Genomic DNA, 13623 nt, shown 5'->3' on the forward strand with positions numbered 1-13623 from the left:
AGGCGACAACCTTCGCCAACCCTCACCAAGGAATCGGAAGATTTTACGCGGATGGTTGGGCAGAGTGTGTCACGGACGCCCAGATGTGTAGTTTATGCGGATATTCGGAAACTGTTTATGGAATTGCCCGATCACGGAGGTGCAAGAAAGGCAGGCAGGTTGCGAGGAATGCAGCACCAGCGACCCCTTAACCGAAGAAGGCGCACCAAGCTGGTTTGCGATATATGTGAGCATCTTGTACTCGGTATCAGCTTCCCTGTTATTTGCGCCGGTGGCAGTGGCCTTAAATCTGGCAGGGTTTCCAGGACCGCCAACGGGTGGCACAAGTCCCTTCGCGGGGTTCTTGCCACTTCCCGCCATCAGCGGAATTAGCTTGTCACCGATCTTCAATTCACCGGCCAAAGCGGCACGACGTTGACCAATCAGGCGCGCCAGATAAGCCTTCTCAACTCTGGCCGCCAGAACTTTCGAAGTGGCCCTAGTGGCACTTCTCGAGAGATTCGACCCGCCAACCTCCACCATTCCGATCTTTGCATCTACGCACCCCTCTTGCTCTTGAAATGCACAGGGGTCCATCGCCTTGGTCATTCCTATAAGGAAATCCCCTTCGAGGAAATGACCGACAACGCTGCGCTTTTCCCAATCCGGTGCAAGGAAAGTGACGGGCTTGCCGTCCATGCAACCGTTATTTCCGGCTACCCAGGGACACTCCACATCATTCGCGATGTTAATATCTGGTGCGGGGCGAACCACCTTTGTCCTTACGGAGCGCCCACCTCCCCCTAGCGAATAGCTATTAGTTCCGTAAGTTGTACTGCCATTCGCGTTATTACTTGTTGGCCTGGTGTCGTTCCAGGTCCATTTCCCGCCCTTCTTGTCCCATGTCTCCGTGCCACCGTTGCAAGAGGAGTTGCTGCCACCGCACGCTCCGTCAGGACGCAGGCCGGTCGGATCGCTGAAGGTGACAGGGCTGTTGTTTGCGTAGGCGTATCCGTGGATCTGCTGGCTGTCGGTGAGGTCGAGGATGGGGTCGACGGAAATGAAACGGCCTGTTTCCGGGTCGTATTCACGAGCGCTGAGGTGGGTGAGGCCAGTGGTGGCGGTGTCGTCGATGCCGCCGACGAAGGAGCGGGTGCCGGGCCAGTCCTGTGGCTGGTCGCCGCGGGGTTGGCCGAAGGGTGTGGTGCGGCGCTGGGTGAGGTTCTTGGTGTCTATCGTGACGGCGAGTTGGCCGGTGCCTTGGTGGTCGGCGATGGTAACGGTTGCTTTGCGGTCGTCGTCGAGGACGAGTTGGTGGCCGTCACCGAGGTCGAAGTAGCGAGTGGCCTTCGCCTTGGTCGCACCCTCGGCGAGGGTGACCTCCGTGTGGCCGAGGTACAGGGTGGTTTCCGTCGCGGTGCGGGCGATGAGGCGGTTGCCGTCGGCGTCGTAGAGGTATTCGGTGACCTCGTCGTCCTTGCCCTCGACGGGCTGGGTGACGCGGACGAGCTTGCCTTCGGCGTCCCAGGAGAGCTTCTGGGTGTCGCCGTTGATCAAGCGCTCGGTGGTGTTGCCGCTCGGGTCGTAGGCGTAGGCGGTCTTGGAAGTGCCGGCTGGCCCCGATTCGGTGACTTCGGAGAGGGTGTGGGGCTGAGGGCCGCCGGCCGGCGGGTAGGTGTAGTCGCGCGTGACGTCCTTGCCGGCATCGCTTCCGTGGCCGTGTCGGACTTCGGTGAGGCGGTTGCCCGCTTTGTCGTAGGTGTAGGAGTCCCAGTAGGGCGCGATGCCCCCCACCACGTCGCCCGAGGGCTTGTCCGCGCACTCCTTGGTGCTCTGCGTCCAGCCCTGGATGAGTCGTCGCAGGTGGTCGTAGGTGTAGCACTGGGTGTCTGTTCCGTCACGGTTGACGTCGGAGACGGAGAGTATGTTCCCGACCTGGTCGTAGCGGTAGGTCTGGCTGCGGTCTACACCGACGCCTTCCTGGCGGTCGACCCGGGAGGTGGCGAGGCGTTGTGTGCCGTGTTCGAAGGTCTGAGTGATCTGGGTGTGTTTGGCGGAGGATGTCTCCTGGAATTTCTGCTGGAGTGGTTTGCCGGTGAAGGAACGGAGGGTGGTGCTCTGGCCGCCGGGAGTGATGGTGCCGACGGGACGCAGGGCCTCGTCGTACTGGTAGGTCTGGGAGGCGATGGGAAGTGATCCGGCGGCGGAGAGGCTGGTGCCCTGGACCAGGCCGGACGGGTGGAAGGAGGTGCTTGCCTGGTACGTGCCTGCCAGTTCGCCTTCGGAAGCGGGAATGACGACGGCAGTGCGCTCCGGGCGATACAGGGCGTCGTACTTGGTGATCTTGGATGTGTATTCAGCACCGTCCACGAAACGCGTCGAGGAGGCGAGGAGGCCCTTGGCTCCGCTGACGGTGTCGTACTCCCACTGGGCGCGGAGCTTGCCGGACGGGCCTTCGTCGCGCAGAGCCGTCTGGCGTCCGAGCCCGTCGTAGGTCTGGTGGACCGTGCGTCCTCGGGCGTCCGTGGTGCCGACGACCTGGTCGCGGTCGTCGTACTCCTGGACGGTTTTCCCTGCGTCTGGGTCGACGGTCTCTGTGACGCGGCCGCGCTGGTCGTAGGTGTAGGACCAGGTGTTGCCCATCGGGTCGGTGGCACTCTGGAGGAGACCACCCTTGTTGTAGCTGTACCGGATGGTGTCGTAGTCGTCGGAGACGCTGCGGCCATGGTGGGTGCGTAGCTCGGTGGTGCGGCCCTGAGCATCAATCAGGGAAGTTGTGGCGGCGGCACCTTCCGGGGGGATGATGGTGGTTCGGTCACCACCGTGGAGGGTGCGGGTGAGCGCGAGCATGCGTTCGCCGTGGCCGTCGCCATTGCCGGCTACCTGGCGCTGCTCGGTCTCACGTCCCATGCCGTCGTAGGTGTGCCAGGTCTGGGTTTCGACGGAGAGGGCGTCGTCAGGGAGAAAGAGGTCTCTCGAGGCCGGCTTCTGTGTGTAGTAGGGGGCGTAGGTGCGGCTGGTGAGGCCCCGCTCGTCGTAGAGGATGTCAGAGACGATCCGGCCGCCCTCGACTCCCGGCGACTGGGTCTGGCGTGGACGCAGGTGGCCGTCGTAGAGCTCGTAGGAGTCCAGTACGGCACCGCCGCTATTTCCCAGGGTGCGGGTGCGGACTGCGGTGGGTTTGCCTTCCTCGATGTAGTAGTCGAAGGCGTAGTTGGGGAGGGTCTGGCCCTTGCGGTCAGGGAGCCAGATCTTCGTCTCCCGGCCGAGGGCGTCGTACTGGCGGGTGGTGATCTTGCCGTTGGGGTCGGTGGAGGCCAGCGGGACGCCGCGCCGCGGGTCGACGGTGGTCACCGTCTTCTGGGCCGTGGCCGTCTGTCCGGGCGTGGCGGGCGGGCTGGTGGTGGTGATGGTGGTGAAGCGGCCGGTGGCCGGGGAGTACGCGGTGGTGGACGTGCTGGCGTCGGTCCGGGTGGTGCGCTTGGGGGCGCCGGTGCCGGTGACGGTGACATCCGCCGCGAGGGTGGTGGAGGTGAGCGGCCTGCCGTAGGAGTCGAAGGTGGCGCCGTTCTCCAGGTAGGTGGCCGTGGTGCCGTCGTGGCTCTTCAGGGTGGCGACGCTGGTGGGGTCGCCCTTCTGGGGGGCCGCGCCGTACGCCTTGCCGTCGTAGGCGGTCAGGGTGTCGCTGACGACGTCCTTCTTACGGTCGGGCGTTTCAGCGCAGGAGACCGATACCGTCTCCGTCCGGTAGAGCGGGGCAAGGATGTTGAGTGTCTCGTTGGGGACGTATTCGTGTCGGGTGCACTGGTTGTCGGCGGCCGTGGAGTTGTCGCCACGGTTGTCGATCTCCTGCACGCGGCCGGCTTTGGTGTCGTATGTGGTCGACTTGGACGTGATCCGCCAGTCCTTGCCTGCGCCGTCGTCGGTCGACGTCCACGTGCGGGAGTTGGCGGTGCCCTTGAAGTGCGACCGGATCGTTCCCCAGTCGCGTACCTTCTTGGCCGTCTCGTGGTGCCAAGGGCGCTCGACGGTCTTTCCCAGGACCTTGCCACCGGGACCGGAGAAGCCGACGCTCTTGTACAGGAAGCCGCCGGCCGACTCGTGGTCGGTGATCGGGTCGCCTTCTCCGTCGCCGAGGGTGACGGAGACGGATTTGGTGCCGCCGGAAGGTTCCTTCCGGTCGCCGTTCATGCCGCGCAGGTAATAGGAGTCGCTTTGCGACTTCATGGCGGAGGTGCCGCCCTGCCCGCCGTCCAGGACGCGGACGTGGCCGTAGCCGCGCCACTGGGACCAGGTGCGGACCTCGTCCTCGACCATTCCGTCGCTGTCGTCGTAGTGCCAGGCGGCGCCGCCCAGGTATTCGTAGCGGGTCACCTGGTCGGGGGCTCCGCCTGTGCGGTCGGTCAGGGTGAGTTGGTCGACGACGTACTTGTTGTACCAGTGGGTCGTGGGCTTCTCGTCTCCCTGTCCGTCGACGATCTGCGGGTAGCAGCGCGTCGTGTTGGACTGCGGTGTCGGGAGGTTACCGCTGTCGCAGGCCGGGCCGGTGTAGTTGACTTCCGCTCTGCCTCCGGACTCGTCCTCGATCGTCGACAGGCGTGCACGGACGAAGGGGGGGTAGCCGTCGCCCGTCTTGTCCATCCGGTTGACGAGCTGGGTGTAGGAGAGCGTGGTCTTCGGAAGGGTGATGGGAGAGTCGCCCGTGTGACCGGTGCGCTGGACGGCGTCGAGGAGGAGCTGGTAGTCGACGTCCGCCTGTTCCCAGCGGTGGGTGAGTTTCCAGGAGTCGACCTTCTCGTAGCCGGAGCCCGCGGTCTTGAGTACTTCTGTGGTGACGCCGGTGAGGCGCTTACGCGTCCAGAAGGTGGGTGCGTAGCGGCCCTTGTCGCAGTCCTTCGCCTCGGGGCAGTTCGCATCCCACGGTGTGTCGTACCAGTGGAAGGCGTTCTTCTCGATGTCGGCGCAGTCACCGGTGTTCTTCTCGATGCAGCGCTCGGAGCTGGTGAAGTCGACCTTGGCCAGGGCTTGTGCGCTGTAGACGCTGTCGTGCTGGAGGCCGTACTCGATGCGGTCCAGGTGGCCGCCACGCACGTAGCGGGTGTTGTCCTTGGCCTCAAGGTTGCGGCCGTAGGAGTTCTTCTCCTGGTTGTAGTAGTACGCGATGGCGTTGCCCCGGACGTCGACGGCGTAGTCGAGGTTCCAGCGCCATGCCTGCTGGCACCATGATGCGGCGAAGGTGGACTTGTGGCATTCCTCGCCGGGGTCGTTGCCGAAGACCGGGACGGTCCAGGTGGAGCCGGTGGTCTCCTTGCCGTCGGACCAGCCGGGGAGTCGGTTGTAGCCGAAGTAGTAGCGGTTGCCCTGCGCGTCGGTGAGGCGCCAGTACTCGCCGTCGTTGTCGCCGTTGCCGCGCGCCGTGTCGGTCAGACGCTGGATGAGGGTGCCGTCGTCCTGCTTCAGCTTCCACGCGTTGTCGCCGATGGGGACGAGTTCGCCGCCCTTGCCGTTGAAGGAGAGGAAGGCGTTGTCGTAGTCCCAGCACAGGTCGCCGGGCTTGTTGCCATCGGAGTTCTCCACATCGTCTTCTGCACAGGGCTTGTAGCGGCGCTCGATTGACCCCGGGGAGTAGTTGAAGCCGTCGCCGATCCAGGATCCCTGGTTGTTCGTGCCGCTGGAGCGCCCGTCGATGGCTCCCGACGAGTAGGAGATGCCGACCTGGGGGGCCAGGCCGCCAGGGACGGTGGGTACGTCGAAGGCGTACTGCCAGTTGAAGTCACCGGAGTTGAGGTCGGTCGACCAGCTGGACGCCGGGGAAAGGTCAGTGGCCTTGTAATCGCCGGTCGGCCCGCTGTCGTCGGCGACTGCTGCCAGCAGCGTCCCTTCCTTGCCCAGGGGCACGAACGGAGCGGTGAGAACGTGCTTCTCGGTGTCGTTCTCCGTGTCGATGGGCTCGGCGGGACCGCAGGACGCGGCGTTGCCCTTGTCCAGGACGCACTCGGGAAGGGATACGAGGGTGAGGCGGCTGCCGTAGCCTGCTCCGTACGCCTCGGCGAAAGAGCCGTACTCCAGGCTGACCGAGACACTGTCGTCGGCAGCAGGTTTCCCGTCTTGGTTGTCCAGAGCGAGGAGGACGCCTTGGATGCCCGCGCGCTCGGTGGCGGCACGGTCCAGGATGCGCGCGCGAACCGACTCAGGGGCGCCCGCTTTTTCAGCCTTCGCAACCCCGAGCTTCAAGGGCATGCTCTTGGCCTGCACCTTGGGGCTTCCGGGATTCTCAGCCTTCTTGAGCGTCACTTCTGATGCGCCAGCTTCGGGCCACGTCGCGTCGGGCTTCCCCGCCGGCACCGGTGCCGGACGCTTGAGACGAGGCTCGCCGTGCCCGGCAGGTGCGCCTTCGACGGGCCGCTCGGAGGACGGCACACCCGGCAGCGTGTTCTCTGCCGCCGCGGGACTCGCCACAGCGCTGACTTGAAGCAGCGTGGCGACCATGGTCAGCGCCGCGGTCAGCGCGATCCGTCTCGTCCGGACGCGGTGGTGTCTGCGTCTGCTGGTCACATGCACGTCAGGTCAGCCCTTCTGGCCCATGCGCCCACTGCTCCTGGCGCCGGTTGATGAGGTGTACGTATGTCCGCTGTCGCGGAGGGGTCAGCCCTGGGGAACTTCGGTCGGCAAGCCGAACACGCTCACGGCCAGGGTCTCCACCTGCCGCTCGCTGAGGGCGCCCTGGAATACCCAGAGGTCGTCGACGACGCCCGGGAAGTGGCCCTCGTCAGTAGCTCCCAACTCGGGGCGGCCGATGGTGAGGCGTTTGGCGGTGTGGGCGAAGGCTTCCTCAGCCCAGGAGACGTTCTCCACACAGGTCCCGTCGTCGGCAGATCCGTCCCCATCGCCGTCCTGGCAGACGGTCTCGTCGAGGCGGCCGTCGACGTAGAGGCTGACGGTGCGGGAGAACCCGTCGTAGGCCACAGCAAGGTGGGTCCACTCCCGCGCATCGGAGAACTCTCCGTGACTCGCTGTGACTTTCGTGCTGTCGGCGCTGTCGGTTTCGGCCACTGCCAGTTCCCATCGGCCCGGGCCCTCGTCCGGGCCACGGCTGTCCGGAACGAATCGCACCCCGAGGGCGCTGTTCTTCGTCCCCTCCAGTTGGAGGAGACTGAGAGGCTTGTCGTTGAGAGCGGATGCCTGTACCCAGGTCGCGACGGTGAAGCTCGCGGAACTGTCCACCGGGACCTTGTCCGTGGAGGCATGCGCCTTCTTGCCGTCAAGAGAGAGGGCAGCGCTGTCGATGAAGTAGGCGTCCGTGGTCATGGCAGCCCCTTCGTGGAGCGTCAAGGAGTTACCCGAGCCCGCATCATCCGGCGTAGTGACCTGGGAAGTACCCGTCGTCTCCTCGAATTTCCATCGCGCCTTTACCACGGGCCGCTGTTTGAAGACCTGCTGGACCTCCTCGGCGGAGACTGGGCGATCGAAGAGGCGAACGTCGTCGATGAAGCCCGGGAAGTGGTTTCCAACGGAGCTGCCGTACTGTCCCGCGCCGAGGAACATGGACTGGTCGGCGTAGAAGGCGCCATCGAGTGCGGTACTGCCCGCCTTCACGCCGTTGACGTAGAGCGTCAGGGTGCCGGCGACCACGTCGTGGACTCCCGCGAGATGAACCCAGGTGTCTGACGCGGCTTTCTCGTTGGCGGGCTGCATGGCCCGGATGACCTTGGCGTCAGCCGAGTCGGCGGAGTACTGGTTGAACGCCCACCGGTCGTACGTCTGGGAGTAGTACAGCTCGAAACCGGGACGCTCGCGGCCGGCCTGGGCCGCGATGATCGCCGCTTTAGTCGGCTTCGTCTTGTCCATCTTGGCCCACGCCATCACCGCGAAGCTGCGGGACGTGTTCACATGAGGGCCGCTGATCTTTCCCACCTTGCCGTAGGCGTCTGTTCCGTTGAACCGGGCCGCCTTGCCCGCCACGCCTTCGACGCCCGTGGTGACCCCGCCGTGGTAGTCGGCCGGCAGAACACCGCCGTAGCCGCGCAGGCCCTTCACGGTCGCCACCGAGTCCGCCGTGTCTTCCATCTCGAAGACGGCCGTCGCGGGGCGACCCGGATCGCCGACACGCTCGTGGCGCCCGAGCTTGGCCACCTCGTTGGCGGTGATCCGCTTGTCAAAGATCTGGACCTCGTCGATCGCGCCGGGAAGGAAGTTGCCCACCTTGCCGCTGTGCGAAGCGGCTCCCAGCACGAGGCCCCGGCGGGCGTTCCAGGCGGACGGCAGGTCAGCCTGCCCGACCTGCTGCCCGTCGACGTACAGTTCGATGAAGCGCTCCGACCCGTTGTACGAGCCGACCAGGTGCTGCCACTCCCCCACCTTCACCCCGCCTGCCTGCGGGGCCATCGCGCGGACAATCTTGGCGTCGGGCGAGTCCGATTCGTACTGGTTGAAGATCCATCGCTCGTACGCGGATGAGTAGTACAGCTCGAAGCCCGGCCGGTTGTTGCCCGGCTGCATGGCCACCGTCGCGGTGCCGGTCGGCGTCTTCGACAGCTTCACCCAGGCCGAGACTGTGAACCCACGGTCGGTGTCAACCACCGAGATGTCCGACTGCGCGTAGTCGTCGACCCCGTCGAAGCTCAGCGCGGCACCCTTGGCGCCCTCCGCACCGAACTCCGGTTCACCGTGTACTGAGAGCAGTCGGTCAGGCGTCGTTCCCTCGGCGGCTTCAGCGCCCTGGACCTCGTCCATCTGCCAGGTGGCGCGCTCCGGCTGTCCGGATTTCACCCGGAACAAATAGGTCCGCTTCTCGCCGTCGTTGCCCGCGGCATCGAAGCCCATGGCGGTGAAGAAGTGGGTGCCTGGCTCTGCGGGAAGAACCTTCGCCACCTGCGCGGCGCCCTTCGACGTTGTCAGGGTGTTCTTCGCCGACGGGTCCTGGTTGATGCCGTACCAGTACTTCACCACATCGTTGTCCACAGCCTTGATGGTGAAGTGGCCGTACTGCCCCACGCCGTCGTGGGGCGCGTCGTCAGGGTTCTCAGGATCGGACTCCGGATACTCCGGCGAGGTGACGGTGGGCGCCTTCGGCCAGTCCGTGTCATAGACGAAGTAGCAGCCTGTGGCATCGCCGGCGTGGGACCAGGGCGAGTACTGCGCGCCGTCGTGCGCGCGGACGTACCAGTGGACCTGGGTATTGGGCGGGATGTTGGACGGCAGCTTGATCGCGAAGACGTTCGATCCGGACTTCTTCGCGGACGTCCGTGCCGGCGACCACCGCGCGATGAGCCCCTTCCCGTCACCAGTGTCCCACTTGGCCTGGAACTGCACGGAGACATTGTCGCCGTCGGGATCAGTGATGTTCTTGGCGTAGATCTGGCCCAGAGTGCGCACGCGTGCCGCGCTCCCCGGCTTCTTGCAGGCACCGCCGAACTGTGCAGCCAGCTGCGACATCTTCACCTGCGGCGGCGGGCGGTTGTACTTCACCCGCAGGAACGCCTTGTCGGAGAAGCGCTTCCAGCCGTACTTGTCGGACTCGCTGCCGGCCCGCAGGCCGAACGTCATCGTGGAGTTCTTGGCGTTGGCCGCCGACTGGACCGCCGACTTGACGTTGAACTCGGCGTCCTTGGCGGAGCAGTTCGTGTGGCCGTGGGCGAAGCTCTCCGACGCCAGTTGCTTCGTCCAGAAACCGGACGCGTTCTGGGAGTTCCAGGTGGTCGAGGACGAGATGTCCTTCGTCTGCCAAAGCTCCACAGACCTCTTGTCGCACGAGGCGGACCAGGTGTTCCTCACCACGAACTCGGCGGAGAGGATGGACTTGCCTGCGAACTTCGACACGGGGATGCGGTAGAAGAGCCGCTTCGTGTCGTGGGGTGCGCAGTAGTCCCAGCCGCAGTAGCCCAGGCCCTCGTCCTTCTTGCCGTTGAACTTCCACTGCGGGGAGCCGGACCAGTACTTGGAGGCCATGGTCCAGGCGCTCGCGCGCGGCGAGTACCACTGGGGGTCGATGAAGACCGGGTAGACCGTCTCCTCGCCCTTCAGCACCTCGGCGTCCGGCGTGAGCAGCAGTTCCTCACCGTCCGAACCGACCTCCACTCCCACTGGCGCGAGACGGCCGGAGTCACCTGCACCGGGCTCCCCGCGCTCCGGGGGCGCTTCGGACGTCGCAGCCCGGGACGAGGGGCTCCCCTCCTGCGGCCCTTCGCTGGAATCCCACATCACCGGGGTGGCCGCTTCGAAGACTGTGCCGCCTGAACCCGCATCAGTTGCGGCCAGTCCGCCTGCTTCGGTCTCGGAGACATCGAGACCGGTCGCGTCAAGGCCGAGTCGCAGCTTCGCCAGGCGTTCGTCCTGTGCCGCCTCAGGGGTCTTCACCACCACCAGTGACTGGTAGCCGTCGGCTGATGCCGTCAGCCGGAGGTCGACGTCCGGGAGGACATCGGCGTAGGTGGCGGTGTCACCTGAGAGCGTGGGCTCGGGAAGCTTGCCGGGCCAGTCGAAGGAGAGCTCACGCCCCGCCTTCGAAAGACGGACCATGGGCCCGTCACCTCCGCCGGAGAAGACGGTTCTGTTGGTGACCGCCTTGGGGGCGACTCCACCGTCCGTGGTCCTGACCAGCTCCGTGTCGACGGATTTCCATTCGTCGCCGACGCGCGTCCTGACGGGGCGAAGGTACTCCCGCGCCTCGAGTGAGCCATCAGGCTGAGCGAAGACGTCCGCGCTTTCACTGCGCATGGTCAACACCTCGACCGGCTCACCGGTGCGCTTGGCGCGAGCCAAGGCGTCATCAGCCCCGGCCTCACCGGACGACGGCTGCTGTGGCGCGTCCGCCCCCTTGGCGGTGGCTCGGTCCGCCCGCGGCGCTCCCCCCTCAGCCGCACCTGCCGGCGCGGCCAACGCCAGTGCCAGCAGCGGCACAAGTGCCACTGTCACATGCGAACGCGCACGCAGACGCATACCCCACCCCAAGATGCACACGTTGATGAAGATTCCATGAAGGAGGAATCAGGTGGTGACTGTATGTGCCAACGAGGTTCTTTGCTAGCCCTTGACTATGCCCCGTCAGAGAACAGACCGGACATATCGAGAGTGATCATCATCACAACAGTGACCCCCTTGAGGTCGGCCTGCACTCTCCCGAAGTCGCCCACAGGTGAAATCCGGCCAACCCGATTCAGGATCGGGAGAGTTCGCTTCAGGCACAGGGTCGGCCTCGTACAGCTGGCAGGCCCACCCGGAGACCGTGCCGGCCCGCCGGAGCCGGCAGCTCGACACTGGTTCCTGTTCGCCTTCAGTGCCCGCGCCGACCCTGCGGCTTCTCTCCCGTCAGGCTTCGATTTCGGCGTCGCGGAGGCTGAGGGCGAGGTCGTTGCCGACGGTGTAGAAGGGCCTTGTCCTGGTCAGGCCTCGGTCGGGGTGGTTCAGGCGGACTGCGGGAACGGTGTCTATCCTCTTCCGGTCGATGAGGTCGCCTCCGATACGGCCGATGGGAATGAGAGGGCGCCTTTCGCCCGTGCTCAACCGCAGATCCCACACGTCATGCTCGACGCTGCGCAACGCGAGAGCCTGCTCGAAGGGGATCGTGAAGGTGAACTCCGCCTCATTGGGGCTGAATCGGTGCGCGGGGAGAGTGAAGTCGCACTTCGCGTCCTCGCGGGAGGCGGCGATGACGGTCGCCTCCTCGAGCAGCCTCACGGCTCCTTCCGCCAGCAGACGTGCGGTGATGACCGCTCCTTCCGGGTCCACCGTCCAGCCCGTCACCTCGGCGTGAGCCGGACGCTGCCACGAGCGGACAGCCAGAGTGCCGTCGGCTGCGGCATAGGGAATCCACGCGGTGACCCGGCCCTCACGGAGGGCCGGCATGCGCCCAACCAGCCGTGCCTGCTCGGACATGGCGCAAAGCAATCGCTTCGGCTTGCTGTCGGATCCCGGGGAACTTATGTAGCAGTTCCAGCGCCCCTCGGTCAGATCGTGCTCGTCCGGGTGCAAGACGATCTCGCTCAGTCCCCCACCCGCGTCCGCGTCCGGCAACGGGACGGGTATGCGGATCTCCCGCTGCTCGGGGCCATGGCGCAGACGGGCGACGAAGTCGAGTGGTCCCGCGGGAAGCGTTGCCCTTTCCAGGCTCACGCTGACACCCCCGTCCGGTGTGGCCTTGGCGCGGGCCGTCGGCCGTGGCTTCTTCGGCCGCGGGGCCTTGGCGGCCTTCACAGCGACAGGGACCTCGGCGCGAGCAGACAGCGCGGTACGCAGACGGGACCACAGGGGCGCCTTGGGCTTCGCCGGCTGGGAGGCGCGGTGTGTGTGGGAAAGTTGCCGGAAGAGGGATTCGTAGTGGTGGACGACGTTGTGCGGAGCGTAGGCCGCGGCCGTCTGCAGAGCGACTTTTCCCATGCTCGACCGCAGGTCCGCGTCGCTCATCAGCCGGTCCAGCGCGCGAGCGTAGCCCTCGACGCCGTCCTCCAAGGGGACCAGGAGGCCGTCGTCCCCGTGATGGATGATTTCGGCCGGCCCGTGCGGACAGTCGGTGGCGACGACCGGCACCCCGCAGTGCATGGCCTCGACGATGGTCATTCCGAAGGATTCGAAGTCCGAGGAGACTGCTGCGATCGCCCCCTTGGCCCACTCCGTCTCGATCGGCGAGACCGGGCCCATCAGGAACACACGGTCGTACAGCCCGAGCCGCTTGATGCGTCGTCGCAGCTTTGTCTCCGACGTTCCACCGCCGTAGATGCGCAAGGACCATGCGGGGTGATCACTCGCCAGGAGAGCGAAGGCGTCGATGAGCCGGTCGTAGCGCTTGACGCCCACGAGTCGGCCTGCGGCGACAATGACGTTCGAGTCGAGCGTTGACGGCTCGACCGCCGGTTGTGGAACGCCGTTAGGGATGCACAGGATGCGCGCACGGGCATCCGGGTTCGCGGCGCGGTAGTCCGCCGCATCGGCCTCCGACACCGTCACGAAGGCGTCCAGCTCGCGCACGGCCCGGTTCTGGTGTTCCCTGACCGCCGGACTGAGATGGGCACGGCTCAAATGTTCCTGTCCGATGCGCACGTAACTGCTGCGGCCGTAGCGGACGAGATAGCCGTTCAGGTCGGGGCGAGTGGCGATCACAACGTCGGCATCGGTCCGGCAGAGCCAGCCTTCGATGCGCTCGTCGTGCAGGGCGGAGTAGCTGATCCGGCCCGGCCGCTCGATCGCGTCCGGATAGCGGAACATGACGCTCGGCTGCCGCAGCGAGGGGTGGTCCCGCTCGCTTGAGACCGATTCCCTCCGCATGTCGATCAGCGAGGTGAGGGTCACCCGCCCGTCGAGGGGGAGCGAGGGCTCGTCCTGAACCCTGTGGACGCTGACCACCTCAACCTCATGCGTGGCAGCGAGCGCCCCCGAGAGGTTCACCACGGCTCGGATCGTGCCGCCGATGCCGTAGGCGTTGTTGATGAGAAACGCGATCTTCACATGTGCCTTCCTGTACCCCACCCGTACGGGGTGTGGTCGCGGTCCTCAACGACGCTCAGCCGGTGTCGGCCCAGCTGCTCGACGGCAGGGACTCAGGCCGGGCTTCGTATGCGGTGAGACCACCGAGAACTTCTGAACGAAGGGCCCGTCCCCCGGCCCCACCACGGCCGTGAATCCCGCTCTGAGCCGCGCGAGCAGTCTGGC

The 13623-nt window shown here is 65.8% G+C and carries 3 protein-coding genes; all 3 read right to left on the minus strand.

The features are described from left to right. Positions 1 to 69 precede the first annotated feature (69 nt). Positions 70 to 6468, minus strand: coding sequence for an RHS repeat-associated core domain-containing protein (locus tag OIM89_RS05275; RefSeq protein WP_413747425.1), 6399 nt, complete (start codon positions 6466 to 6468; stop codon positions 70 to 72). 156 nt (positions 6469 to 6624) lie between these two features. After that, positions 6625 to 10695, minus strand: a complete 4071-nt coding sequence (locus tag OIM89_RS05280; RefSeq protein WP_226965570.1) for a LamG-like jellyroll fold domain-containing protein — start codon at positions 10693 to 10695, stop codon at positions 6625 to 6627. 591 nt (positions 10696 to 11286) lie between these two features. After that, on the minus strand, positions 11287 to 13419 hold the full coding sequence (locus tag OIM89_RS05285) for a glycosyltransferase family 4 protein (RefSeq protein WP_226964534.1): 2133 nt from the start codon (positions 13417 to 13419) through the stop codon (positions 11287 to 11289). Positions 13420 to 13623: the final 204 nt, after the last annotated feature.

Source organism: Streptomyces sp. BI87 (genome assembly GCF_025957665.1).
GTDB classification, from domain to species: Bacteria; Actinomycetota; Actinomycetes; order Streptomycetales; family Streptomycetaceae; genus Streptomyces; species Streptomyces albidoflavus.

Excerpts from the sequence above, each read along its gene's own strand:
- OIM89_RS05280 (WP_226965570.1), bottom strand. The coding sequence starts at position 10,695 with ATGCGCAGTGAAAGCGCGGACGTCTTCGCTCAGCCTGATGGCTCACTC.
- OIM89_RS05275 (WP_413747425.1), bottom strand. The coding sequence starts at position 6,468 with ATGGTCGCCACGCTGCTTCAAGTCAGCGCTGTGGCGAGTCCCGCGGCG.